This is a genomic window from Acinetobacter sp. LoGeW2-3, from assembly GCF_002688565.1.
Classification (GTDB): Bacteria; Pseudomonadota; Gammaproteobacteria; order Pseudomonadales; family Moraxellaceae; genus Acinetobacter.
Genome location: NZ_CP024011.1, coordinates 860128 through 884771, shown reverse-complemented (window position 1 = coordinate 884771; position 24644 = coordinate 860128). Strand labels below are relative to the sequence as shown.

Here is a 24644-nt window from a genome sequence, read left to right as displayed (position 1 = left end):
GTAACACCGTCAGTTGCACAACTTGGGTGATCTGAAAATAGGGGAGGCAAGCCAATGAATATTATGAAAATGTCTACATTCGGAATTATGCTGGGCGTATTCAGCATGGCAGCACAAGCGGAGGATGAGAAGTCTGTGGTAAAGCTGCCAACTATGACGATCATGGCTGAACCTGAAATGAGTAATGAAACGGGCTATGTGCCTTTTGTACAGGAAGAAAAGAATCAGCGTGCTTTACAGCATCAGGTGATGCGCAGTTCCAAGGAAGCCCAGAATTTTGTACTGAATACACAGGTGATTGAAAATCTGGATTTTCAGCCGCAGGTACAGCCTGATTTTAGTAAGGTTTCTCCGATGCTACAGCAATATGTCATGAGCATTGCCCAAGGCTTACAATCGAGTGATCCAACTCAAGGCTTAAATATCATGCTGCAGCCGCTAGGTATTGACCGTAGTAATAGTCAATCTGCCGAATATCGTTTCCAGTTGCAAATTAATCCCGGCACGATCAAACTTGGTACACAGGAATATTTCAATAAACTTTCTCCTGCTATCCCTTAAGCCTGAAAAAAATAGCCCACTCTTAAGTCTTTGAATCCTCGCCAGTCGGGGATTTTTTATGTCTGGAATTTGCGAGAAATTTATCTTTTATTGCCATTAATTCATAGAATAAATCATTTAAATCGCATGCCAGCGATCAGCTGTATTAACCGTCTATCAATGCTCACAGTAATACTGAGCACCTTTACACAAGTTCAAGCAAGAATAAGGTTTCTCCCACTGAAATGACGATGCGGAGGTTTTCCTTATGCGTCCCCTCGACACAACTTTTCTGATGTTACTGAGCCTGTTTACTGCACTGCGTCTGGTCGATGCTCATGCCACGCCAGATCCTGTCACTTTGCCGACACTGACTGTAATGGCAGATCGTGAATTGCGAGAAGAAACAGAGTTCATGCTTCCTTTGCAAGAACAATATAGCCAGAAAAAAGCTTTAAACATGCGGATGATGAAGATTGAACGCGAACTGCAGGACTATACAGTCAATGCTGACTTTGCGGGTGATATCGAGATTCTACCGACTACCAATCCGGCACGACTGGATAACCTGCCACCGGGTGTGCAACAGTATGTGCAGGCAATTGCTGATGGCTTGCGCTCTCCTGATCCACGTGATGGTATTTATCTAATGATAGTTCCTTTCGGCATTAACCGTGATGCAACTTCAGCCCAAGCCGCTCGGGAACAATTCAATCCGAATAATGTTGACCGAACTTTGATTAATGAGTGGTGTGCTGCCAACGGTTGCTAAATAGGATCAAAGGATTCAGAACTGGTTCAAACAGGAATTTTAATTAAATTTCCTATTCGGATGAGCTGTGCCTTTGCATAGGGTTTTTGTATAGAAGAATTGATTTATGTCTAAAAAATCAGCATATTGGTTAAAAGGAAATCAATACATAACCTGCAGCAGGGGAGCATGTGCATGCCGCGTGTCTTTATGGTCCTGGCTGGCGCGACGCTTGTTGTCTTTGCATGGCTGTTTTATCAATATACCGTGCAACAGCAGGATGAAGCTGAGCTGATCGAATATGAAACTGTTCTGAATGAAAAGACAGCTGAAATCTTTGAGCAGGCCCAGGACTGGAGTAAGCCGATTCAGTTAGACATTGAAGAAGAGCGTCTGGATGGTGATTATGCGGTCATGGCTGAATATGTGCTGGGACAGATGCGAGACCGTGCTGAAGAGCGTAACCAGTATTTGCGAGATCTGAAAGCAGCAAACTGGGAACGTTTCCTAGACATCGATCGTTTGGAAAAGGATCAGGCGCAAGGCTATAAAGAAACTGAAGCTATGCTCAAGCAGGTGCATCAGATTGTGCAGAATTATGAGCAGACCATTCAGCATCGAGAAGAGACCCAGATTGAGCAGGTTAAGCAACTGGATATCAAGCAGCGTTATCGTCAGCAATTGGCACAGAATCTGAGAGCGACCCAGCAGGAAAATGATGCCTACGCCATCTTTGAAATTGAAAAGCAGAGCCTGGCTAAAGCCGATCAGCTATTTGCCTTACTAAAAAAATATAAATGGGAAAAACGCAACCGCATGTTTATGTTCCATGATGAAAAAGCGGTTCAGCCATTTATCGCGCTGTATAAAGACATTGAGAACCTAAATAAACAGATGCAGCAAATTAAGACCAAAAATCAAAAAATTGTCGAAGAGGCGTTGTAACCTGGAAGCGCCATTTACCTGTAAATCATCATGAGCATGGTACTCAAAACATAAGCATGCTATAGATAAACAGGAAATTACCAGCTGAATAGAATGGCGCGAGAACAGGAGCAATACTGCATGACCCAAGACTTAGTCTGTTATAAAGAAATGCCAATCTGGACACAGGAGCGGATTCCTCAGGGTTTTCAGCATCCACACAATACCAAGGCTGGCACTTGGGCTAAACTGACGGTTCTGAAGGGTGAGCTGACCTTTGCCTTTGTCGATGAAAGTGGAGAAGTGCAGTCTACGCATATCTTTACACCCGATCAGCAACCGCCAATGATTGAACCACAGTGTTGGCATCAGATTGTTTCTGCCAGTGCAGATGTGGAATGCCAGTTAAAGTTCTATTGTACCCATCAAGATTATTTTCATAAGAAATACGCGATTTCCCCAACACATTCCGAGATTCTGGCTGCCACGCCTTATTTAACCAGCGGTCATGCCTTGGATGTCGGTTGCGGTCAAGGGCGTAATGCTTTGTATCTCAGTCAGATGGGTTATGAAGTTGATGCTTGGGATGTAAACACTCAAAGTTTAGAACAACTGCAGCAGATTATTGATGTCGAAAATATGCAACAGATTCATGTCGCACAGCGGGATTTGAATGCTGATCCAAGCATTTCTGGCAGTTATGACTTTATCTGCTGTACTGTGGTGATGATGTTCCTGGAAGCGAAGACCGTTCCAGAGCTGATTGCCCAAATGCAGCAGGCGACTAAGATCAATGGCTATAATCTGATTGTCTGTGCGATGGATACCGATGACATTCCAGCGCAGCTAGACTTTCCTTTTGCCTTCAAGCCAGGTCAGTTAAGCGAGCTGTATCAAAGATGGAAGCTGATCAAATACAACGAAGATATTGGCGAACTGCATCGGGTTGATGATCAGGGCAAGCGGATCAAGCAGCATTTTGCCACCATGCTGGCGCAGAAAGTCTCAGCTTAAATTTTGAAATTTTAATTGCAGGTTTAAAGTTTAAATAAAGACTGTATGGAACTAGAAAAAATAAAAAAGGGATGTCAGATGACATCCCTATACAGTTTGAAATGCAGGATTAAGCTGCTTTTTTAAACCAAGAGAAAAAGCCTTTTTTCTCAGCTTTTACTGCTGCTTCAACAGGTGTTGCTTTTACAGCTTCGACTTGTTGTGTTGTTTCTGTTTTTACTTCTGCTGTTTTAGCCATCGCAGTTTCTTTTGCTTCTGTAGTTTTTACGACAGCTTCTGCTTTTACTGCTGCAGCTTTAGCATCCGCTGCTTTTTTCACTTCAGCAGGTGCAGCTTTTGCCGTTTCTACTTTTTTAGCTGCTTCAGTTTTTGCAGCAACAACTTTGGCATCAGCCGCTTTTTTAGCTTCAGTTGCTTGTTGTTTAGCAGCTTCTGCTTTTGCTACTGCAGCTTGTTTGTTGGCAGCAGCTTTCGCTGTAGCTTCTTGTGCTTTAACAGTTGTAGTCGCTACTTTTGCTTGAGCTGGTGCAACGGCTTGAATAGCATTTGCTTGTACTTGCGCTTTCATTACAGCAACAGGAGAAGTCACTTCAGCAGCCATAGCAGAAGCTGAAGTTGCAACGATTGCAGTTGCAAGCAGTGTTTTAAGCATAGTCATGTTAAACCCCATAGGAGAAAAGAAGGGAAGAGATAGAAATATGATACTCTTATGCAGCTTAACTGGCTGATGAACAAAATTTTAATGGTTGAATATTCAACTAAATTTACAAAGGGATAACATTTCTATTTTTTATAAAAAACCCTGCATTGAGCAGGGTGTTGTTATTCATCTTATTTTAAAGACCTAAAGGTTTTAGCATATCTGGTGTTGTTAAGCTAACAGAGTCAGTCTGATAAAGCTTGCCATCGAACTTCTGTTGCTTTGACCAAAGTACTTGCTTCTTGTCTAAATCGACATAAGACAATAGATAATATTGCCCTTCTTGAGGAACCGGATCACCTGTGGTTACAGCGCCCATGGTTAAGGTTGCCAAAGCCACACTACCTGCAATATTACCAATACGGTTACCTAATGAAGGCTGTTGTCCCAAGACCTGCATCACCAATACCTTCGACGTACCCAATAAAGATTTCAGTTGTTCAAGTTGAACATCAGTAATTTCAATATCCACCGGTTGATAATTATTACTGAAATTATAACGACCGACCCCGACTTTAAAGGTCTTCTGATGCAGCAATTGCAGGCTTAACCCTTGTAGATCTGTTAATTGAGGTTGATTGGCTGCAAAGACAGGATAAACCGCCAAATCTTCAGGTTTCGCATCTAGATTTTGACGCTTTTTATAAGTTTGAATTACTTTCTTTTCAAAGAAACCACAATGCAACTGCTGGAAGTTTTGTGTGACCTTCACTTGATTACGGTTTAGTTGCTGGATCAATTCTTGAGTAATCGCGGCAGCTGTCCGGTTAGATGGCTCAAGTAAAATATGACTATTACCCACTTCTTTACGTAATAGACAGGAATCTGTCGAAACAGCTACAGGCTGGGTTTTAAATTCTTTTTGAACTTGGGCAAAGTAATCTGATTGTGGTGCTTTTGGTGTGCTGGCACATCCCACTAGGCTCAGACTTAGAGCGGTAAATACTAAATATTTTTTCATGATTATTTTAAGTTTGTAGTTAATATTCAACCATATAATAAATAAGAATATTTAATTTTACAAAACCTTAAATGAATAAATGGCAATAAAAAACCCCGCAAAAGCGGGGTTCTTTTAGGTCACGTATTTAAAGATTAAACACGTTCGATCACTGTTGCGATACCTTGACCAAGACCGATACACATCGTCGCAAGACCGATTTGTGTATCTTGTTGTTCCATTACGTTCAACAAGGTCGTTGTGATACGCGCACCAGAACAACCCAATGGGTGACCCAACGCAATTGCACCACCGTTATGGTTCACGATGTCTTGTTTGTCATAAATGCCTAAGCCTTTAAGAACAGATAGACCCTGTGCAGCAAACGCTTCGTTCAGCTCGAAAGTTTGAATGTCAGCAATTGACAAGCCAGCACGTTTCAACGCTTTTTGTGTTGCAGGAACAGGACCGTAACCCATGATCGCCGCATCACAACCTGCAACCGCCATAGAGCGAATCACAGCACGTGGCTTAAGACCAAGCGATTGAGCACGTTCAGCAGACATCAATAACATTGCAGAAGCACCATCAGACAACGCTGAAGACGTTGCAGCAGTTACAGAACCACCTTTCGGATCGAATACTGGACGTAATGCTTTGAATGCTTCAAGGTTTGCATCAGGACGAATTACTTCGTCGATGTCGCAAAGCTGTTTAAAACCGTTAGCATCATGACCTTCAATACCGATGATTTCGTTCTTGAAACGACCTTCCTGAGTTGCAGCCCAAGCACGGCGGTGAGATTCCACACCAAACGCATCCTGTTCTTCACGCGTAATGCCGTTCATACGACCCAACATTTCAGCGGTTAAGCCCATCATATTAGACGCTTTTGCATAGTGCTTAGATGCTTCTGGGTTCAGGTCGATGCCGTGCATCATGCCTACGTGACCCATATGCTCAACACCACCGATAATGAACACGTCGCCTTGACCTGTCATGATTTGTGCAGCAGCCGTGTGGATTGCTTGCATAGAAGAACCACACAGACGGTTAACCGTTTGACCTGCAACAGTCTTAGGTAAATCAGCCAATAACGCGATGTTACGACCAATGTTCATCCCTTGTTCTAGGGTCTGGTTTACACAGCCCCAGATCACGTCTTCAACTTCGTTGACATCAAACTGGTTACGAGCAACAAGTGCACGTACAAGTTCAGCAGAAAGGCTGTCAGCACGTACATTGCGGAACATACCATTTTTGGTTTTACCCATTGCTGAACGTACGCCATCAACGATGACAACGTCACGTGGATTTAAAGTAGCCATTCACGTTGCTCCTTAACCGTAGAATTTTTTGTTATTAGCAGCCATGTCGCGCAGTGATTGCGGCGCTTCATAAGCCTTACCTAAGTGTGCGTATTTGTCGCAAAGCGCAACGTACTCAGCCACACCAGTCTGGTCGATGTAACGGCATGGACCGCCACGGAATGGAGGGAAACCTACACCCATGATCATCGCCATATCTGCTTCAGATGGAGTTGCAACGATGTTGTCTTCCAGGCAACGAACAGTTTCGTTACAGAATGCAAGCATCATACGGTCAATGATTTCTTGAGGATCAAATTCACGTTTTTCCGTAGTTGCAACAGAAGCCACAAGTTCATACGCAGTTGGATCAACCACTTTGGCTTTCTTGCCTTTCTTGTCCAATTCGTATTTGTAGAAACCAACGTCATTCTTTTGTCCAAGACGTTTGCTTTCGTACATCACTTGGATTGAACCTTTGAAGTCAGGCTTCATACGGTCAGGGAAACCTTCAGCCATGACTTCTGCACCGTGAACGCCAGTATCAATACCGACAACGTCCATCAGGTAAGCAGGGCCCATTGGCCAGCCGAATTTTTCCATCACTTTGTCGATTTGTTGGAAGTCAGCACCATCTTTAAGTAGAAGGTCGAATGCACCGAAGTAAGGGAACAAGACACGGTTTACCAGGAAGCCCGGGCAGTCGTTCACAACGATTGGTGTTTTACCCATTTTCTGAGCAAGAACAACAGTCGTCGCAATTGCTTCAGCAGAAGTCTTTTCACCACGGATCACTTCTACCAATGGCATCATGTGAACTGGGTTAAAGAAGTGCATACCGACGAAGTTTTCAGGACGCTCTAGGTTTTCAGCCAAACGTGTGATTGAGATCGTAGACGTATTTGAAGCAATAATCGTGTTTTCACGCACTTTCGCTTCAGTTTCTTTCAGTACGATGCCTTTCACTTTAGGGTTTTCAGTCACCGCTTCAATCACGATGTCGACTTCTTTGAATTCGTCATAGCTTAAAGTAGGGCGGATACGCGCAAGAGTTTCACCCATTTGCGCAGGTTTCATTTTCTTACGTTCAACTTGTTTGGTCAGCAAACCGTTTGCTTCTTTCATACCTAAAGCAAGCTGTTGATTACCAATGTCTTTCATGATGATTGGTGTGCCTTTGCTTGCCGCTTGGTAAGCAATACCACCACCCATGATACCCGCGCCTAGAACAGCCGCTTGGTTGACAGGATGTGCACCTTTCTCATATTTTTTCGAAGTTTTCTTCACGATTTGGTCGTTGATGAATAAACCGATCAACGCACCTGCTTGTGGAGTCACAGCAGCTTTGGCAAAACCTTGTGCTTCAGCTTTTAATGCTTCGTCACGTGGCAGGCTTGCACCTGCTTGTAAAGAATCCAGCATCAATTTTGGCGCAGGGTACTGAGCAGGGTTAGCTTTTGCAAGAACCGCGCCTTTCGCTGTGTTGAACGCCATCATTTGCTCAAGCATATTCAGCTTAACAGGGTCTAATTTTTCTTGGCGTTTTGCTTTCCAGTCCAAACGACCAGCAATCGCTTGTTTAACCAGATCAATGGCAGCGTCTTGTAGTTTGTCAGCAGCAACCACAGCATCTACAGCACCGTCTTTCAGTGCAGCAGCAGGCTTTTTAGGGTTCGCCATTGCCATCCATTCAACAGCATTGTCGATACCGATCACACGGCTTAAACGAACTGTACCACCGAAGCCCGGGAAGATCCCCAGCTTGATTTCAGGAAGACCGACTTGAGCTGCTTCTGACATGACACGGTAGTCACACACCAGGCACATTTCAAAGCCGCCGCCTAATGCCATACCATTGATTGCCGCTACTTTAGGAATGTCCAAGTCTTCAAAAGAGTTGAAGATGTCATGAACAGGCAGCGCCCATTCTACAATTGCCTGTTCGCCTTGCGCGAAGTTCGCACCAAACTCAGTAATGTCTGCACCTACGATGAAGGTTGACTTCGCTGAAGTTACAATTAAACCTTTGATGTCAGCGTTTGCTTTTACCGATTCAATCGCAGCTTTAAAATCTTCAATTGTTGCACGGTTAAATTTGTTGACCGACTCACCTTGTAAGTCAAAGCGGAATTCTGCAATTCCGTCCGAAAGCATTTGGACGGTAATGGCATTGCCAGCGTGGATCATGCCTGATCTCCTTTATTTTGGAGGACTTCTAAGTTGATGTTGTGAAGAGCCTATGCGCGATTCCTGCGCATATTTATGCTTCGCCAATCTTACGATAACTATATCCAAAAAGAACATAACAAGTTGTATCAAGCCGTGACGCAAGGGTCATCTATTTTTGCCTGAACTATTTTGGCTGTTATGCGTTCCGGTATGGCTCTTATAAAGCACAATGAACTGAAGATTTTGTTTCAGTTCACAATTTTTTAATGAGAACCTGGTTTATATTGGGCGGTAAAAGGGCTTTTCAAGTCTTTGAAAAAATCGTTTTTCTGTCAAAAATGTCAATTCAATACAGAATCTTTGTTTGTTGCAGTTTTGCAGCCCACTCAAAGTCGCGCTCTAAGTACCGCTTTGTTGCAGTTTGGTTGTTATGTGCTAGTTTGCCGATAAGCTGGCTGGGCTTGTGTATCAGCACGACTTAGAATAGGTGAAAATAAATAAAATCCAAGAACAATAATAAGAAGATCACTGCATGAAATTGACCGATCAGACGCTGATGCAGCAGATGCAGATTTCATTGCCTGACATTCAGCGACGTAAGCAATTACTTGGACTAACCGAGGAAGCACTGGCAGCACTGGCGACCGTGCGTGAGCTGATCGAGCCGGGCTTGCAGGACACCGTGGCCGAATTTTATGACTATCAAACCTCAGTGCCTGAAATTAATAATCTGATTGGTGATGTAGATACCCTTAAGCGTCTTAAGGTCGCCCAGCATCAATATATTCTGGATCTGTTTTCTGGTTGCTATGACAGTGTGTATGTGAATAACCGCTTGCGGATTGGACTGGTGCATAAACGCATTGGGGTAGAGCCACGTCTGTATCTGGCAGCTTTGCATCAGCTCAAATTAGGGATCTTTAAACTGGTAGAACAATATGTGCCGGATAAAGCTCTGGCACGACAGGTACAGGATACTTTGGAAAAGTTGTATACCTTTGATATTACCCTGGTGGTGGAAACCTATGTCTGGAGTCTGGTCAAGGAAGTTAATAGCTCACATGACAAATTGAGGGAATACGCCATGGCACTCGGTGCGCATGCACAAGAAATGGAAACCTTGTCCCGGCTGGATCCACTGACCGGTCTCTATAATGTACGTAGTCTGACGCCGATGTTGAATGAACTACTCTATCGTGCGCGACAACAGCATACGCCAGTAACGGTGGTTTTTATTGATATCAACGACTTTAAATTGCTAAATGACCAATATGGTCATGTCTATGGTGATCAGGTCATTCAGGCGGTGGCGAGCACCTTAAAGCAGATTGCTCGGGATGAAGATTACTGTTTTCGTTATGGCGGTGATGAGTTTCTAGTAGTGCTACCAAACTGTACTGAGGTTGATGCCTTGCATAGCTTTATTCCGCGAGTAGAGCAGACCTTGAGCCAATTGAAGATGCAGGTCAGCCTGAGTGTCGGAATTCATCAAGCCGATGCCAGCAGCGGCTATCTGGACAGTGCCAGCCTGATCCGCTGTGCTGATGACAAGATGTATGCGGTCAAGAAGCAGTCCAAGCTCAAAGGGAAATAGTGGTAATCCAATAGTGAATCATCATCCGTATTCAGTGCTATATCACTTCTAAAATATCTGATGAGTTAAGTAATTCTGCTGGTACATCCTATTTTTAGACTTACAATAGGATGAAGAATAGGGGAGCACGCATGCAGGTATTTCGTTCCAAAAAAGATTGGTGGTTGGTGGCCTTTCTGGTGTGTATGACTGGCTTGTTGGTGCAGTTGTTATTGGTGATGTCCGCCAAAGGCACCATGCAACAATACCCACTACATACTGCGGTGTATATGCTGACCATTGTGATGGTCTGGTGGCCTGTGCTGAATACCCGATATCAGCTTACTGCCGATCACTTGGTGGTTAAAAGTATGTGGTTTAGCTGGCAGATTCCCTTAACCGCTATTCAGGCAGTCACGCCAACCGACTATTCATCGGTTGCGCCCGCCTTATCCCTGAAACGTTTGCGTGTGGATTATCGTGAAGATGGAACAAATAAATTTGTGCTGATCTCACCCAAAGACCAGATTGCATTTATTAATGCGGTGCAGAATCAGCAGGCATCTTAAGATCTGATTCGGTAGTTGAGCTATTCTGACTGAATCACCAAAGTATTTTGGATACAGTCCAGTTTCAAGATGGATTGCTCCGGCTGATTTAAAAAATATATAGCTAAAATTGGTTCCAGTTCAGTCCTCATTTTTCGACCAAGATGACGTGCGCCGTAGCGAATATCATGGCCCTGATAGAAATAAGCCTTGGCTGCATCCGTTAAAATCACAGTTCGCTGCTGATGCTGTAGACGCTTATTCAGTTTCTCCAGTTCAATCTCGACCAGTCTTGGTAAGGCATCATTTTGTACTGCCTGATAATGTAGGGTGCGGTCAATCCGGTTTAAAAACTCAGGATCAAACTTGCGCTGCATGACCTTTTCAATAATGCGCCGGGTTGGTACTTTTTTCAGGCATAGATTCTGAACCTGCTGTGGTAAATAACTGAGTTTTTCCAGATATTGCTGTGCGGCCTGAGCACCGACATTACTGGTCATAAAGATTATACAGTTGCGGAAGTCGATGGTTTTGGTACCCGCGGTCAGTGTCAGTCGACCAGTATCCAGTACATTCATCAGGCCACGAATCACTTCATTGGAGGCTTTTTCCAGTTCATCAAACAGCATGATGCCCGGGCGGGTATGACTACCTGCAATCGCAGTTTCATCAAACAGGCTATGACCTTCCTTGGAACCGACATAACCCGGGGGTGCACCCGTCAGCGCTGCAGCATAATGTTCCTGAGCCAAGGTATTCATATCAATCCGGCAAAACGCATCCGGACGGCCATAGATTGCTTCCGCAATTAAACGTACAGTTTCGGTTTTCCCCACACCAGTTGGACCCAGCATTAAGGTGACTGACAGTGGACGATCAGGGCTGGAAAAATCAGCCTTGACCACATGCAGCATTTTCTCAATTTCCCGCAGTGCAGCATCCTGACCAATAATCCGTTCTCTTAACAGATCCATCACTGCCTTGGGTTCAAAGTAAAAGCGTGGCTTGCCAATCAGGCGATCACGTTCAGAAGCGCTGTGTGTAGAGGTGCCGGGCTGGACAACATGAAAATTGGAATGCTGCGTGGTCATCTGGGGGATCTCAAAACGAACCCATCGAGCATAACAAAGATATCACTTGAAAATTATAGCTTTTAGCAATCACAGTATAACGGTGAGCTTATAAATTAAGCAGTATTATCTACTGGTGAAATGCGTCTGCGGATAGGCTTGATGGTAATTTTGTCACTGCGCTTGAAAAGCAGGCAATAAGCATCACATTATCTGCATATTGCATGTGAAAAAATAGGTTGCAGGTGAACGAGAACGCGCGTCCCCATATTGAAAAAATCCTGGCGAATATGACCACGCTTCCGGGAGTGTACCGGATGTATGGCAAGGATGGCGAATTGCTGTATGTGGGTAAGGCGAAAAACCTGAAAAACCGCGTATCTAGTTATTTTGTCAAAACGCTTGAACACCCAAAAACTCAAGCTCTGGTGGCGCGGATTTACGATATTCAAACTTTGGTTGTGCGTTCCGAAACTGAAGCACTATTGCTAGAACAAAACCTGATTAAACTGCATCGTCCGCCGTATAACATTATGCTGCGCGATGACAAATCTTATGTCTATATCTTTGTCTCCAGCGACAAGCCTTATCCACGAATTGCGGCAGGGCGAGGTAAGGGGAAGCATCAACCGGGCAAGTTTTTTGGGCCTTATCCAAGTGCTTATAATGCCAAAGACACGCTGATCGTCTTACAAAAACTGTTTAATGTACGTCAGTGTGAAAATAGCTATTTCGCCCAGCGTAAACGTCCCTGCCTGCAATACCAAATCAAGCGCTGCTCTGGCCCCTGTGTAGGCCTGATTTCACCTGAAGACTATCAGGAAGACGTCAATAATTCGATCCGTTTCCTGCAAGGCGACACCAAGGAACTAAACCAGCAGCTAATTGCCAAAATGGAAGCTGCGGCTGAACAGCTTGAATTTGAAAAGGCGGTGTTTTATCGCGACCGTATGGCCTTACTGCGTGATGTTCAAGCCAATCAGGCCATCTACAAAGTCAAAGGTGAAGCCGATATTCTAGCGATTGCCCATCAGGCTGGTGTGACTTGCGTGCAGATCATGCATGTGCGTAATGGCAAAATGCTGGGTGGTAAGAGCTATTTCCCGGATATGCAAGGCGATGACCTCAGCCAGATGCTGAGTGATTTTATTGCCAATTTTTATTTTCAGGTTGCTGATGAAATTCCCGCAGAACTGATCGTCAATGTAGAGGTGACTGATCGTAATGAGCTGGAACAGGCATTGGCTCAGCATTTTGACAAGAAAATCCAGATCAAGTCCAAGGTTCGGGAAACTCGTGCCGAATGGCTAGAACTGGCACAGATGAATGTGCTGCAGGGGATTAAATCTAAACTGGCGAATCACTTTGAGCTGAATGAACGCTTCCATCAGTTGGAGCAGGTGGTGGGTCGTCCTGTGGATCGAATCGAATGCTTCGATATTTCGCATACCATGGGTGAAGAAACTGTAGCCTCTTGCGTGGTGTTCGACAGCGGTGGTGCACGGAAACGGGATTACCGCCAGTTTTCTATCAATGATATTCAAGCGGGTGATGATTATGCTGCAATGCGTCAGGCGCTGACCCGACGTTATAAAAAACACATGCTGCCAGACTTACTATTGATTGATGGTGGTAAAGGTCAGCTGCATATGGCGATGGAAGTCATGCAGGACTTGGGTCTAGAAGCTTTTATGGTCGGAGTATCGAAAGGCGAGGGGCGTAAGCCGGGGCTAGAAACGCTGCATTTTACCGATGGTACTAAAATTCAATTGCCAGAAGACCATAAAGCTCTGCATCTGATTCAACAGGTGCGTGATGAAGCGCACCGTTTTGCGATTACCAAACACCGCGCCAAACGTGACAAGAAACGTGGTTCTTCAGTTTTGGAAGTCATTCCCGGTCTGGGGCCTAAACGCCGTCGTGACCTGCTGACTCATTTTGGTGGCATTCAAGGTGTACTTAAAGCTTCAGAGAAAGACTTGATGTTAGTACCCGGTTTAGGTGAAGTGATGGCACGTACCATTTATAAAGTACTGCATGAATAACAATCCAAAAGAAATCATTTGCCAAAGTGCTCAGTGACGGGGAAGTCATTGAGCATTCACATTCATTCAAATTTATTGAATGATGTCAGAACTCAAATAAAGCACAGGGATGAACAATGGCACTGGAACAGGTGTATGCGGCGATTGCTGCTGATGAATGGGTAGATCTGCCAGCAGGATGGTTGCAAGGACGAACGTTGTATGGTGGTCTGGCTGCGGCGATGATGATGCAAAGGGCGGTGCTGAGCATCAATGATCCGATGAAACATCTTCTAAGTACCAGCGTGACCTTCGTAGGACCAGTCCAGCAACGACCAGTCAGACTAACGTCAGAAATTCTGCGTGAAGGTAAATCCGTGACTACAGTTGAAGTTCGTCTGTGGCAGGATGAGGCGGTGCAAAGTATTCTGATTGCCAGTTTTGGCGTAGCGCGTGATTCGACGATACAGGTGCATCAGGAGACTTCTGCACCAGATTATCCGGCACCAGAAAGCCTGTTTAGTATTCCTAAAAATGTGCCTATACCTGAATGCTATCAGCAGTTTGAGGTGCGTTGGGCAGATGTAAATCTCCCATGTACAGGCAGTGATCATCCCGATTTCGGCGGATGGTGCCGTTTTGATCCAGAGCGGCACGCCAATCGTAATTTTGAAGTCGCTGACCTGATGGCAATTTTTGATATCTGGCCGCCCGGTGTGTTGCCGATGTTTAGACATATTGCCCCGGCCAGTAGTTTGAGCTGGACAGTGACTTATGTGCACCCGGTGCAACATCAGTTGAATGATTGGTTTAAATATAAAGTATTTACTGACCATGCAGCAGATGGCTATGCTACAGAACATGCCTATCTGTGGGACACTCAAAATCGCCTGATTGCGATTGCCAGACAGACAGTGACAGTGTTTGCCTAGTGACACTGCTAGTCAATTCGTATAAAGTGAAGCCTATTAACGATGGATCAAACCTCAATAAAAGTGTGCATTTTCATCGTACATGAGGGGAACAATTGGCGGTGTCTATGACTACAGGTCGTATCCTGAATATTCCGAACATCTTGACCTTGGCACGTATTGTCCTGATTCCAGTCTTTCTATTGGTGGCGTATTGGCCTCCGGCTATGGGGCTCGATGAAAGCAATCCGGATATGACGCGTCATATGCTGCTGACTGCAATTTTTGTAGTTGCGGCGGTAACGGACTGGTTTGATGGCTATCTGGCGAGAACACTGAACCAGACTTCAGCTTTTGGTCGATTCCTGGATCCGGTGGCAGACAAGCTCATGGTGGCAGCTGCGCTGATTGTACTGGTGCAATGGCAGCCTTCGATTTCCATGGCCTTTGCTGCAATTGTGATTATCTCGCGGGAAATTACGGTGTCAGCTTTACGTGAATGGATGGCGGAACTCGGTGCACGTACCAGTGTGGCGGTGTCTACTGTTGGCAAATACAAGACCGCCTTCCAGATGATCGCAATTACTGTATTCTTGCTCAACTGGCGTCCGCTGGATATGCTGGCTTATGCATTGCTGTATACCGCCGTAGTACTCACCTTGTGGTCGATGTTTATCTACCTGAAAGCAGCTTGGCCATATCTGAAACAGCCCTAATTAAATATTGAATCAAGCCCCAGCCATTGGGGCTTTTTTTTATGGGGATATGTAAGCAAATTTCAGGCAAAAAAATACCCAGCCTTTGGGGGAAGAACTGGGATGAAATCGGGGATATTTATCGCTATTATACAAAGATGTTGCCATCCTCTTAGTTGCTATTATAGGAATTCCATTTTTTAATTCATGTACATTCTTGTAGTGTAATGTTGCGTTTTTTATAGTGGCTTGTATCTGCTGTTTACAATCCATTATTTTGAAACAAATGAATAAGTTAATTTCAATAAAGCCAATGCTTAAATCCTTTAAATAAAGTATATAAAACGTATATATTACATTTCATTGATTAGTAAAGCTTCATATTTACAATAAATTGAGTTCATATAAAAAGAAATATTTAAGAAGAGTTGATCCTCAAACTTATGATCTGAGTAGTGAGTTGATCGACAGTGAATCTGATCTATTTACTAGAAAATAGATGGCTAAAAGAAAGAGATTTTAGGTATTTCATTCAATTATTTGCGCTACTTTTCTTTTTTGGATGGGAAAGTGGATTGTGAAATTAGAAAAAAGTCTTAAAAGAGAGTCTTTTTTCAGATGTTGATCTTTGTGGCGTTCTTGTCTTAAGTGGTATTCGGAACAACGGCAATAATAAAAAAGAGCCTCAGAAGAGACTCTTTTTAAATTAAAGCTTACGCGCAGCATAGCTGCTTGTCTTGCGGCGTGGCGGAGCAGTGCTAATCATAAAAAAGGGCCTCTTTAGAGACCCTTTTTAAATGCTTGCCTACGCGGACTTTGTCCTTGTCTTGTAGAAAAATAAAGGAGCCTTTTCAGACTTCTTTATGACATTTGAAACTACGCGCTTCGCTTGTCTTGCGTAATTTTTAGAGCAATGCTCTAAAAATTACTCAGGCTTTAGACCTTCAGCTTTTTCCAATGATTCATCATTGTTAAAGAACTTCTCACGTTGTTCTTCAAGGAACTTTTTCGCATCTGCTTCAAACACGTTTAAACGCTTTTCATTGATTAGCGTAGTCTGATGCTTCAGCCATTCCTGCCAAGCCTGTTTAGAGACAGTGTCAAACAGTTCCTCACCCTTTGTACCTGGGAACGGTGCAAAGTCTAAGCCTTCCATTTCTTTTTGATACTTACGGCAAAATACTTGTCGAGACATATCAATACTCCGAATTTAAGATGGCGCAATTAAGCGTAAAGTTTTTCCAGACGTGTATAAGCACGTTCAATCGCTGCTGCAACCTGATTAGGGGCAGTACCACCAATGTGGTTACGCGCATTCACAGAGGCTTCTAGTGTTAAAGCTTTTTCAAATACATCTGCCTGAATCAGGTCGGAGAACTGTCGCAGCTGTTCAAGTGTCAATTCAGACAGGTCTTTACCTTCTTGAACACCAAGCGCAACGGCTTTACCAACAATCTCGTGTGCATCACGGAAGGCCACACCATTTTTCACTAAGTAATCTGCCAGGTCAGTCGCAGTTGAGAAACCGCGAAGTGCTGCTTCACGCATGATTTCAATATTTGGAACCAGTGCAGGAATCATGTCAGCAAATGCCATCAATGAACCACGAACGGTATCAATCGCATCAAACAATGGTTCTTTGTCTTCCTGGTTGTCTTTGTTGTACGCTAAAGGCTGGCTTTTCATCAGTGTTAACAGGCTCATCAGGTCGCCATACACACGGCCAGTTTTACCACGGATCAGTTCAGGCACATCCGGATTTTTCTTCTGTGGCATGATTGAAGAACCAGTACAGAAACGGTCTGGAATGTTTACGAATTTAAACTGTGCAGATGTCCACAGAATCATTTCCTCAGACATACGAGACAAGTGCATCATGATCAAGGATGCCGCTGCATTGAATTCAATACCGAAGTCACGGTCAGATACCGCATCCAGTGAGTTTTCAGCTACGGCTTCAAAACCTAGAAGTTCAGCAGTGTATGCACGGTCGATTGGATAAGTTGTACCCGCTAAAGCAGCAGAACCAAGCGGCATACGGTTGACACGTTTACGGCAGTCAATCAGGCGCTCAGAGTCACGTACCAGCATTTCAAACCAAGCCATCAAGTGATGACCAAAAGTCACAGGCTGTGCAGTTTGTAGGTGAGTAAAGCCAGGCATGATGGTATTGGTGTTTTTCGCTGCCAGACCCAGGATGCCTTTTTGTAATTTTTCCAATAATTTTAGGATGGCATCGATTTCATCACGGACATAAAGGCGGATATCGGTTGCCACCTGGTCATTACGGCTACGGCCAGTATGCAGTTTTTTACCTGTAATGCCGATGCGCTGAGTCAGACGTGACTCAATGTTCATGTGCACATCTTCAAGGTCAATGCGCCATTCAAAGTTACCTGCTTCAATGTCTGCTTTAATCGCAGTCAGGCCTTCAATGATGTCATCACGTTCTTGTTCAGTCAGCACGCCTACTTTTGCAAGCATGGTTGCATGCGCAATTGAACCCGCAATATCTTGTTTATAAAAACGTTGGTCAAATTGTACAGATGCTGTAAATTCAGCTACAAAAGCATCAGTCGCTTCAGAGAAACGACCGCCCCACATACCCGAAGTCTGGGCTTGTGATGGATTTGAGGAATTAGAAGATGTGGTCATGTCGGCTCAATAAGATTAAAAGCAGTAGAACGAAAAAGAGTATAGCAAATTCAACGGCTGTTGCCGAAGTTCCATCTGCTCAATCTGTTATAGATCCGATAGGGCAGCAAGAATCTTCTTATTTTTTTAGCCAGATTGGCAATTGGCGCTATCTGCTGGAACTGTTTGTAGGGGGGAATGTTCTGGCTTTGGTACTAAGCCTAGCTGAAGCACAATCCTGGCAAGCACTCAATTTCATGCATCTGCTGCAATACATGCTCTATATCAACTGGGTGTTACTGTCTTTCGCGGCTTGCGTGGAACTGTTTCATCAGTATTTTGACCGTATGGGGATCAAATCCGCGCTAATCACCGGATTTTTATTATTACAAGCGATCGTTTTGCTAACGACGGTCAGTTTAAACATTCTGATACATTTTGGTATCAATTTTAATTTTCATGATCTGACATTAAAAATTGCTTTCGAGCAGGTCGGGATGCACCTGAGTTTTGGTATTCTTTTAGGAACATTTTGTTTTCGTTATCTTTACTTAAGAGAGCAGTGGACGCGTCAGCATCATAGTGAATTAAATTCACGGATTCAGGCCATGCAGGCCCGGATTCAACCGCATTTTTTATTTAATAGTTTAAATAGCGCGATCAGCCTGATCAGCATTGATCCAGACAAGGCAGAACAGATGCTGCTCAATCTGTCCCGTCTGTTTCGTGCCAGTTTTCAGGAACTGAAGCTGGTCAGCTTACAGGAAGAAATCGATCTTTGCCGACGTTATCTGGAAATTGAGCAGATCCGGCTTGGTGACCGTTTGCAGGTCGAATGGAAACTAGAAAACAAAGACTTATACTCAAAAGTCCAAATTCCATTATTGACTTTACAACCCCTATTAGAAAATAGTATTTTCCATGGAGTTGAAAAAATTCTAACAAAGAGTACGATAAGCGTATTGATTGAAATCCTGCAAAATCAAATTAATATTATTATAACAAACCCATATTCACAGGATCATGCAGCATTAAAGCGGGGAAATGGTATTGCAATTGAAAATGTTCGACAGCGCCTGAAGGCCTATTATGGCCCGACTGTGACCTTTAGAACGTATGCCGGCAAGGGACTTTTTACGACGGTTATGCAATATCAGTATAAATAACAATAAAATGCAGTTAACTTGACAACAATGACATGCGGTTAACTGAAGGAGGATAAATGGACATCCTAATCTGTGATGATGAGCCACTTGCCGTAGAGCGCTTGGCACGCCTGGTCAGCCAGCTCGGCCATACTGTGGTTGCGAAAGCCACTCATGGTCAGCAAGCGATTGATCTGGCCCATCAGCACGAGCCCGATGTCATTTTATTAGATATTCAAATGCCCGAAATGGACGGTCTACGTTGCGCGCAACATTTGCGTCAGCTTGACCCAATGCCGGCAATTGTTTTTTGTACGGCCTATGACCACCACGCGCTTGATGCGTTCAAATCGAATGCAGAAGGCTACTTGCTCAAACCAGTAATGCAACAGGAGTTAGCACAGGTTTTCGAGCATTTAACCAAACTTACCCAAGCTCAGATGAGCCAACTAAAACAAAAAGAAAATATGGAAGAACTCAATATCAGCCGCCATCAGATTGCGGCAAAGACTTATCGCGGGGTGGAGCTTGTCCCTGTGGAGAATATTTACTATTTCCTGGCTGACCAGAAATATGTCACGGTACGGCATAAAAACGGCAGTGTCCTGATTGATGAAACATTAAAGGACTTGGAACAGGAGTTTGGCCAGAATTTTATCCGGATTCATCGCAATGCACTGGTGTCTGTAAACTATCTGGATGGACTGGAAGTGGTCAGTTCAGGACAGTATCAGGTGCGCTGCCGTGAGCTGGATGAACGACTTGCAGTGAGTCGACGCCATTTACCATTTTTACGTGAACGCATTCATAAGCTCTGAATGCGTATGGGATCGGGTTGCAGTTGAATCTTGCATAAATTCACTTGCATTTTAAAGTGATCAGGTTAAGTTTAGACTATTGTTCTCATTCACTGTATTTGAAATTTATGAAGACCCTGAAAATTGCAACTCGACAAAGTCCTCTTGCGCTGTGGCAAGCGGAACATATCCGTGCACGTCTGCAGGAATTGCATGCCGACCTACAGGTCGAGTTGGTCACTTTTGTGACACAGGGCGATAAAATTCTCGATACACCGCTGGCGAAGATTGGTGGCAAGGGTCTATTCGTCAAAGAACTTGAGGCTGCATTACTAGATGGTCGTGCAGATTTGGCCGTGCATTCTATGAAAGATGTGCCAATGGCTCTGCCTGAAGGCCTAAGTCTGGCAGTGATCTGCGAGCGTGAAGATCCTTTGGATGCCTTTGTCTCTAATACCTACGCAAGTTTTGACGAGTTGCCACAAGGTGCCAAAGTAGGTACCTCTAGCCTACGTCGCAAGAGCCAGATTTTGAAGGCACGTCCAGACCTGGAGATCATTGATCTACGTGGTAACGTCGGCACACGCCTATCAAAACTCGATGCTGGTCAGTACGATGCCATTATTCTTGCGAGTGCCGGTTTAAAACGTCTGGGGCTGGCAGAGCGTATTCGTCATACTATTGTGCCTGAAGTTAGTCTGCCTGCAGTAGGGCAGGGTGCACTTGGTCTTGAATGCCGTGATGGTGACCAAGCTGTACTGGATTTGATCTTGCCACTCCTACATGCTGAAACCGATGCCTGTGTCCGTGCTGAACGTGCTTTTAATGCTTATCTGGAGGGTGGTTGTCAGGTGCCGATTGCGGGTTATGCAACATTGCAAGAGGGCCAAATCTCGATTGAAGGTCGTGTGGGTAGTGTAGATGGTGCGACCTTGTTAAAAGCTCAATTACAAGGTGGGATAAACCAAGCGGAACAGCTGGGTGTTTCTCTAGCACAGGATCTGTTGGCCCAAGGTGCGGGCGATCTGCTTAAAGCTTTGTATTCATAAAATTCATGCTGTTTATTAATACCCGTCCTCAGGATCGTGCTGTCCGACTCACGCAACAATTGCAGGCCGCACAAATTCAGGTAGTGGAATTGCCTTTACTGGAGCTGATTGCACAGCCTTATTCAGCAGAATTGAATAGCTTGTACCAACAGTTGAATCGTGCTCAAGTCATTGTGGTGGTGAGTCCGACTGCAGTACAGATCGGTATGCAGTATCTTGAAAAAACGGGTATTGAAGTAGCTACATTGACTCATATCCAGTGGATCGCTGTAGGAAAAACTACGGAACAGGCATTACTGAAATACGGTATTCAAAGTCATGTGCCTGAAGTTGAAAGCTCTGAAGGCATGCTGCAGTTGCCAATTTTAGATGGTCTTAATAGTAATGCTGTTGTAGCTTTCTGGCGCGGGGAAGGTGGTCGATTATTTATAATGGATCATTTGCGTCAGCAGGGTGCCGAGGTGCTGAATTTTGTGTTGTATCAACGTCAGTGTCCGGTTCAGTCACAACAGGTTATGGCTGCGCTCTTGCCTCAATTACAGCAAGATGACCATTATGTGGTGCTGATGAGTAGTGAGGCTAGTTGGCTAAACTGGTTACAGCTGTTGCAGCAGGATATTTCTCTGATCAGCAAAGGAATTTATTTGGTTTTAGGTCCACGTTTGGCTGCTATTCTAGGGGAATACCGTCAACATCATGCTGCAGCATTTGAATTTATACAACTTGATAGCTTGAGCAGTGATGTTATCGTACGGGAAATGGAGCGAGTACTGGGGAACTCATGAAGAAAATTTTAATCGTGCTGTTCATTGTCGCGGTCGCCTGGATGGCGAAAATCAGTTATGACCTGTTTACCTTGCGTCATGCCCATACAGAACTCAGTTCCAGCTTCAATTTATTGCAACAGCAAAATGCCAGCTTGAATGACAATGTCGTTGCACTTAAACGGCAGATGGCTGAACAACGACAAGGCGCAGCAGCTGCATCCAACTCACAGACGATCACTGTTCCTGAATCGAACGATGTCGAGCTGGTTCGTCAGCAACTCAGCCTGATTGAGTTTGCTTTGCAACAGCAGCAATACAGCACAGCATTGGAAAAACTCGGTCAACTGCAACTGGAGTTGCCGAATTATGCACTTGCACAGGCTTTGCGAGGTAGTCTGGAAAGCGTACTCAGCAAAGATCAGGTGATGCTGCAACAGTTCATCAATGGTCGCCTAGTACAGCAGAACAAGATCCGAGATCTGCTTAGCCAGATGGATACTGAAATCGCCAAAGAGCTAAAAGCCCAGCACAGTACTACACCTGCGGAGTCTGGCTCCTTCTGGCGTAACCTGATTCAAATTGAAGCTGTACAGCAGCCAAGTACGGTGTTAATGCAACGAGGTTTAGTACTGAAAGAAGCTCAATTGCGTCTATTAATGGCACAAAATGCGCTACAGCAAGGTCAACAAATTCCTTTCCAGCAATCGCTTGGTGCCGTAGCTGAAGTACTCAGACAATTGCCGGATGCGAAAAGCCAGCAATGGATTAAACAACTAGAACAAATCCGTGCCATAACGCTGACACCGGTTCCTCCTCTGAATGCCCGTACTTTAATGAGCTAATCGCTTATGAAACAGATTCTGCTTGCCTATTTATTTGTCAGCCTGCTGGGTATAGCAGCCTTAAGTCTGCTGAGTTACGGCCATGGCCCGGGTTATGTCTATCTTTATTGGCGCAACTGGCAGGTACAGACCAGTCTGTGGATCCTTGCGGGGCTGCTAGTCATCATTAGTTTTGTCATGCATATGTTGTGGTATGCGGTTACACGTTACCTGAATCGTGAACAACGTAAAAAACAACGCGTTTTCAGCTTTCATCATTTGCATCCTTATGAGCAACTGGCAGTGGTATGGCTGCTTAACGCATCGCAGGATCAGCGTAATTTTATTCAGCAGTCTTTTGCTCAATCCGGATTATTAAAAGATATTATTCATGCGCGATTATCTTGGGGACAACAAGATTTTGATGAGGCTTTGAAATCTTTAAATCAGTCCAATCCTATGGCATTTGAACTGGCAGAATTACAGCGTATTGAAGTGTATTTATCACAACAGGATGGTCAGCAGGCATTAACTCATCTGGAGTTTTTAAATCAGCATGAATTATCCCCATGGCTGTTTAAAGTTAAATCAGCTTATGAACAGCGATTAACCAAATTATGGGGTCAATTTGCCTTACAGTTTCCCTGGTTATATTTAAGATCAACCCAATATGGTCATTTAGAGCAAAATACCAAAACTCGATGGTTGGAGCAGTTATTACTGGCTTTTGATCTGGCGGATCAGGAAGATTTAAAATATTTGCAACAGCGTTATTTAGACTTAAGCGAAGAAATATTTACGCGTGACTATGCAGTCAAATTATTGTGGTTGAAATTGTTATTTAAAATGCCTGAAATGAGTGCCGAGCATGAAGCACTTGCTGTGCATTTACTGGAACAGCAATTTAATCAGGATGTATTTTATTTGTGGTTTCAACAACAATTACTTCGACAAAATCCTGATTATGAAATTATTAATCAGCAAATTTCATTATGGGAAGAAAAATATACAGCAGTGCCAGTATTAACATTTGCCAAATGGCATGTGCTGCAAGCGACAGGCCGAGTGGATGAGGCCCAACAACTGCTTGAACTCTATCCAGATGATGTGCGTATGAGTTATCTACGGATCAAATCTGCTTTACAGGGACAGGACGAGCTACAACAACAACTGAATCAGGTATTTGAATCAAATGCCAATTTTATTGATACAAGAATATAAGAGGGAAATATATGGAATCACTAGCACAGTATCCGGTGATTTTTGAGCAACGTGTGGCTTGGGGAGATATGGATGCCTTTGGTCATGTCAATAACGCGGTATATTATCGTTATATTGAAAGTGCCCGACTGGCTTATCTGGCTCGATTAAATATACTGATTGGTCCATTATTAACTGTTGTGGCGACCAATCAATGTCGTTATTTAAAACCTGTAGTTTATCCTGATCAACTTAAAATTGGTGTGCGTATTGAAGATATGGGAACCACATCATTTCGTATGAGTTATTTATTATGGAGTGAACAGCAACAAAGTATTGTAGCAACTTCTGAAGCAGTTCTGGTGTGTATCAATAAAAATACCATGCAGAAAATGCCGATTCCTGAAGATGTGCAGGAAATAATAAGAGAGTTAGAAAATACGGTTGAACATACCGTTTAAAATACGATTAAATTATTTAATTTTGTAATTAATTTTATTATTTGTTGTTATCCGTTCAAATTTTTTTATTGAATATTTTATTTAATATAAATATTATGAAAAAGTTATTTATAAAACGAATAATATTATTTTTACGGAGAGAGTCATGCCAGACATTACAAATTTATCAGTTGAAGAGTTAAAGCGTTTACAAGCTGAAGCTGAAGCATTAATCGCGTCTAAAAAAGACCAAGAGATCGAAGATGCTTATAATCAAGTTCTCAGTATTGCAGAAAAAGTAGGTATGACTATTGAGCAGTTACTTGAATTTGGTGCTTCTAAACGTAAGAAGTCATCTCGCAAGACTGTAGAACCACGTTACCGCAGCAAAGCAAATCCGGAAGAAACCTGGACAGGTCGTGGTAAACAGCCACGCTGGTTGGTTGCAGAGCTGGAACAAGGCGCCAAGCTGGAAGATTTCCTGATCTAAAGATTCGACTCTGATGTCGTCATAGGTTGTCATGGAGATGACCTATGCATCTTTAACCAAGCATCTTTGCTTGGTTTTTTTATGCCTATCAATTGGCGTGATGAAAAAAGTATGCATAATGTGCTTATATAATAA

24 protein-coding genes are annotated in these 24644 nt (G+C 43.8%); 17 read left to right on the top strand and 7 right to left on the bottom strand.

Annotated features, from left to right (window positions below; translation table 11 throughout):
• The first annotated feature begins 54 nt into the window (after positions 1 to 54).
• From BS636_RS04260 to tehB, 4 genes are all read left to right on the top strand, one after another.
• On the top strand, positions 55 to 561 hold the full coding sequence (locus BS636_RS04260; RefSeq protein WP_099337658.1) for a hypothetical protein: 507 nt from the start codon (positions 55 to 57) through the stop codon (positions 559 to 561).
• Between the two features lie 247 nt (positions 562 to 808).
• Positions 809 to 1312, top strand: a complete 504-nt coding sequence (locus BS636_RS04255) for a hypothetical protein (protein ID WP_099337657.1) — start codon at positions 809 to 811, stop codon at positions 1310 to 1312.
• A gap of 174 nt (positions 1313 to 1486) precedes the next feature.
• Complete coding sequence (locus BS636_RS04250; RefSeq protein WP_099337656.1) at positions 1487 to 2236, top strand: hypothetical protein; 750 nt, start codon at positions 1487 to 1489, stop codon at positions 2234 to 2236.
• Positions 2237 to 2356: 120 nt separating this feature from the next.
• Complete coding sequence (gene tehB / locus BS636_RS04245; protein WP_099337655.1) at positions 2357 to 3229, top strand: SAM-dependent methyltransferase TehB; 873 nt, start codon at positions 2357 to 2359, stop codon at positions 3227 to 3229.
• 109 nt (positions 3230 to 3338) lie between these two features.
• On the opposite strand, the gene BS636_RS04240 is transcribed toward tehB, so the two are convergent.
• The 4 genes from BS636_RS04240 to fadB form a co-directional block, all read right to left on the bottom strand.
• Complete coding sequence (locus tag BS636_RS04240) at positions 3339 to 3887, bottom strand: hypothetical protein (protein WP_099337654.1); 549 nt, start codon at positions 3885 to 3887, stop codon at positions 3339 to 3341.
• 178 nt (positions 3888 to 4065) lie between these two features.
• Positions 4066 to 4890 (bottom strand): hypothetical protein, encoded by an 825-nt coding sequence (locus BS636_RS04235; RefSeq protein WP_099337653.1) that lies wholly within the window; start codon positions 4888 to 4890, stop codon positions 4066 to 4068.
• 134 nt (positions 4891 to 5024) lie between these two features.
• Positions 5025 to 6197 carry an acetyl-CoA C-acyltransferase FadA gene (fadA, locus tag BS636_RS04230; protein WP_099337652.1) on the bottom strand — a complete coding sequence of 391 codons (1173 nt, stop codon included), beginning with the start codon at positions 6195 to 6197 and terminating at the stop codon, positions 5025 to 5027.
• A 12-nt stretch (positions 6198 to 6209) separates the two neighbouring features.
• Positions 6210 to 8363, bottom strand: coding sequence for a fatty acid oxidation complex subunit alpha FadB (gene fadB / locus BS636_RS04225; protein WP_099337651.1), 2154 nt, complete (start codon positions 8361 to 8363; stop codon positions 6210 to 6212).
• A 514-nt stretch (positions 8364 to 8877) separates the two neighbouring features.
• Between fadB and BS636_RS04220 the strand changes: the two genes are divergently transcribed.
• On the top strand, positions 8878 to 9939 hold the full coding sequence (locus tag BS636_RS04220) for a diguanylate cyclase (protein ID WP_099337650.1): 1062 nt from the start codon (positions 8878 to 8880) through the stop codon (positions 9937 to 9939).
• A 131-nt stretch (positions 9940 to 10070) separates the two neighbouring features.
• The gene (locus BS636_RS04215) at positions 10071 to 10487 is read left to right on the top strand and encodes a PH domain-containing protein (RefSeq protein WP_099337649.1); all 417 of its coding nucleotides are present in this window, start codon (positions 10071 to 10073) and stop codon (positions 10485 to 10487) included.
• Positions 10488 to 10507: 20 nt separating this feature from the next.
• Here the strand turns inward: BS636_RS04215 and BS636_RS04210 are convergent, their stop codons facing one another.
• The gene (locus tag BS636_RS04210; RefSeq protein ID WP_099337648.1) at positions 10508 to 11557 is read right to left on the bottom strand and encodes an AAA family ATPase; all 1050 of its coding nucleotides are present in this window, start codon (positions 11555 to 11557) and stop codon (positions 10508 to 10510) included.
• Positions 11558 to 11781: 224 nt separating this feature from the next.
• On the opposite strand from BS636_RS04210, the gene uvrC reads away from it, so the two are divergent.
• The 3 genes from uvrC (at position 11782) to pgsA (ending at position 15187) form a co-directional block, all read left to right on the top strand.
• Positions 11782 to 13581, top strand: coding sequence for an excinuclease ABC subunit UvrC (gene uvrC, locus BS636_RS04205; protein ID WP_099339597.1), 1800 nt, complete (start codon positions 11782 to 11784; stop codon positions 13579 to 13581).
• Between the two features lie 116 nt (positions 13582 to 13697).
• Positions 13698 to 14492, top strand: coding sequence for an acyl-CoA thioesterase (locus tag BS636_RS04200; RefSeq protein ID WP_099337647.1), 795 nt, complete (start codon positions 13698 to 13700; stop codon positions 14490 to 14492).
• Positions 14493 to 14599: 107 nt separating this feature from the next.
• Positions 14600 to 15187 carry a CDP-diacylglycerol--glycerol-3-phosphate 3-phosphatidyltransferase gene (pgsA, locus tag BS636_RS04195; protein ID WP_099337646.1) on the top strand — a complete coding sequence of 196 codons (588 nt, stop codon included), beginning with the start codon at positions 14600 to 14602 and terminating at the stop codon, positions 15185 to 15187.
• A 904-nt stretch (positions 15188 to 16091) separates the two neighbouring features.
• On the opposite strand, the gene BS636_RS04185 is transcribed toward pgsA, so the two are convergent.
• The gene (locus BS636_RS04185; RefSeq protein WP_099337645.1) at positions 16092 to 16361 is read right to left on the bottom strand and encodes an oxidative damage protection protein; all 270 of its coding nucleotides are present in this window, start codon (positions 16359 to 16361) and stop codon (positions 16092 to 16094) included.
• Between the two features lie 29 nt (positions 16362 to 16390).
• Entirely contained in the window at positions 16391 to 17821 is a 1431-nt protein-coding gene (gene argH / locus BS636_RS04180) for an argininosuccinate lyase (protein WP_171265982.1), read from the bottom strand.
• Here argH and BS636_RS04175 point away from each other — a divergent pair.
• The 8 genes from BS636_RS04175 (at position 17812) to BS636_RS04140 (ending at position 24509) form a co-directional block, all read left to right on the top strand.
• Positions 17812 to 18966 carry a sensor histidine kinase gene (locus tag BS636_RS04175; RefSeq protein ID WP_099337644.1) on the top strand — a complete coding sequence of 385 codons (1155 nt, stop codon included), beginning with the start codon at positions 17812 to 17814 and terminating at the stop codon, positions 18964 to 18966. The genes argH and BS636_RS04175 overlap by 10 nt on opposite strands.
• A 56-nt stretch (positions 18967 to 19022) precedes the next feature.
• Positions 19023 to 19763, top strand: coding sequence for a LytR/AlgR family response regulator transcription factor (locus tag BS636_RS04170; protein WP_099337643.1), 741 nt, complete (start codon positions 19023 to 19025; stop codon positions 19761 to 19763).
• Between the two features lie 107 nt (positions 19764 to 19870).
• The gene (hemC, locus tag BS636_RS04165; protein WP_099337642.1) at positions 19871 to 20791 is read left to right on the top strand and encodes a hydroxymethylbilane synthase; all 921 of its coding nucleotides are present in this window, start codon (positions 19871 to 19873) and stop codon (positions 20789 to 20791) included.
• Between the two features lie 5 nt (positions 20792 to 20796).
• Positions 20797 to 21576, top strand: a complete 780-nt coding sequence (locus BS636_RS04160; RefSeq protein ID WP_099337641.1) for a uroporphyrinogen-III synthase — start codon at positions 20797 to 20799, stop codon at positions 21574 to 21576.
• The gene (locus BS636_RS04155) at positions 21573 to 22400 is read left to right on the top strand and encodes a hypothetical protein (protein ID WP_099337640.1); all 828 of its coding nucleotides are present in this window, start codon (positions 21573 to 21575) and stop codon (positions 22398 to 22400) included. The genes BS636_RS04160 and BS636_RS04155 overlap by 4 nt, the downstream gene beginning before the upstream one ends.
• A gap of 6 nt (positions 22401 to 22406) precedes the next feature.
• Positions 22407 to 23600, top strand: coding sequence for a heme biosynthesis protein HemY (locus BS636_RS04150; protein WP_099337639.1), 1194 nt, complete (start codon positions 22407 to 22409; stop codon positions 23598 to 23600).
• Positions 23601 to 23611: 11 nt separating this feature from the next.
• Positions 23612 to 24040, top strand: a complete 429-nt coding sequence (locus tag BS636_RS04145; RefSeq protein ID WP_099337638.1) for an acyl-CoA thioesterase — start codon at positions 23612 to 23614, stop codon at positions 24038 to 24040.
• Between the two features lie 145 nt (positions 24041 to 24185).
• Positions 24186 to 24509 carry an H-NS family nucleoid-associated regulatory protein gene (locus tag BS636_RS04140; RefSeq protein WP_099337637.1) on the top strand — a complete coding sequence of 108 codons (324 nt, stop codon included), beginning with the start codon at positions 24186 to 24188 and terminating at the stop codon, positions 24507 to 24509.
• Positions 24510 to 24644 lie beyond the last annotated feature (135 nt).

What these genes read in the sequence shown, in the direction of transcription:
- BS636_RS04170 (WP_099337643.1), top strand. Translation starts at nt 19,023, where the DNA reads ATGGACATCCTAATCTGTGATGATGAGCCACTTGCCGTAGAGCGCTTG.
- BS636_RS04160 (WP_099337641.1), top strand. Translation starts at nt 20,797, where the DNA reads ATGCTGTTTATTAATACCCGTCCTCAGGATCGTGCTGTCCGACTCACG.
- BS636_RS04150 (WP_099337639.1), top strand. Translation starts at nt 22,407, where the DNA reads ATGAAACAGATTCTGCTTGCCTATTTATTTGTCAGCCTGCTGGGTATA.
- BS636_RS04175 (WP_099337644.1), top strand. Translation starts at nt 17,812, where the DNA reads ATGTGGTCATGTCGGCTCAATAAGATTAAAAGCAGTAGAACGAAAAAG.
- fadB (WP_099337651.1), bottom strand. Translation starts at nt 8,363, where the DNA reads ATGATCCACGCTGGCAATGCCATTACCGTCCAAATGCTTTCGGACGGA.
- tehB (WP_099337655.1), top strand. Translation starts at nt 2,357, where the DNA reads ATGACCCAAGACTTAGTCTGTTATAAAGAAATGCCAATCTGGACACAG.
- BS636_RS04255 (WP_099337657.1), top strand. Translation starts at nt 809, where the DNA reads ATGCGTCCCCTCGACACAACTTTTCTGATGTTACTGAGCCTGTTTACT.
- hemC (WP_099337642.1), top strand. Translation starts at nt 19,871, where the DNA reads ATGAAGACCCTGAAAATTGCAACTCGACAAAGTCCTCTTGCGCTGTGG.
- BS636_RS04210 (WP_099337648.1), bottom strand. Translation starts at nt 11,557, where the DNA reads ATGACCACGCAGCATTCCAATTTTCATGTTGTCCAGCCCGGCACCTCT.
- pgsA (WP_099337646.1), top strand. Translation starts at nt 14,600, where the DNA reads ATGACTACAGGTCGTATCCTGAATATTCCGAACATCTTGACCTTGGCA.
- BS636_RS04145 (WP_099337638.1), top strand. Translation starts at nt 23,612, where the DNA reads ATGGAATCACTAGCACAGTATCCGGTGATTTTTGAGCAACGTGTGGCT.
- BS636_RS04235 (WP_099337653.1), bottom strand. Translation starts at nt 4,890, where the DNA reads ATGAAAAAATATTTAGTATTTACCGCTCTAAGTCTGAGCCTAGTGGGA.
- argH (WP_171265982.1), bottom strand. Translation starts at nt 17,821, where the DNA reads ATGACCACATCTTCTAATTCCTCAAATCCATCACAAGCCCAGACTTCG.
- BS636_RS04200 (WP_099337647.1), top strand. Translation starts at nt 13,698, where the DNA reads ATGGCACTGGAACAGGTGTATGCGGCGATTGCTGCTGATGAATGGGTA.
- BS636_RS04250 (WP_099337656.1), top strand. Translation starts at nt 1,487, where the DNA reads ATGCCGCGTGTCTTTATGGTCCTGGCTGGCGCGACGCTTGTTGTCTTT.
- BS636_RS04240 (WP_099337654.1), bottom strand. Translation starts at nt 3,887, where the DNA reads ATGACTATGCTTAAAACACTGCTTGCAACTGCAATCGTTGCAACTTCA.
- BS636_RS04185 (WP_099337645.1), bottom strand. Translation starts at nt 16,361, where the DNA reads ATGTCTCGACAAGTATTTTGCCGTAAGTATCAAAAAGAAATGGAAGGC.
- BS636_RS04215 (WP_099337649.1), top strand. Translation starts at nt 10,071, where the DNA reads ATGCAGGTATTTCGTTCCAAAAAAGATTGGTGGTTGGTGGCCTTTCTG.
- BS636_RS04140 (WP_099337637.1), top strand. Translation starts at nt 24,186, where the DNA reads ATGCCAGACATTACAAATTTATCAGTTGAAGAGTTAAAGCGTTTACAA.
- BS636_RS04260 (WP_099337658.1), top strand. Translation starts at nt 55, where the DNA reads ATGAATATTATGAAAATGTCTACATTCGGAATTATGCTGGGCGTATTC.
- BS636_RS04220 (WP_099337650.1), top strand. Translation starts at nt 8,878, where the DNA reads ATGAAATTGACCGATCAGACGCTGATGCAGCAGATGCAGATTTCATTG.
- fadA (WP_099337652.1), bottom strand. Translation starts at nt 6,197, where the DNA reads ATGGCTACTTTAAATCCACGTGACGTTGTCATCGTTGATGGCGTACGT.
- BS636_RS04155 (WP_099337640.1), top strand. Translation starts at nt 21,573, where the DNA reads ATGAAGAAAATTTTAATCGTGCTGTTCATTGTCGCGGTCGCCTGGATG.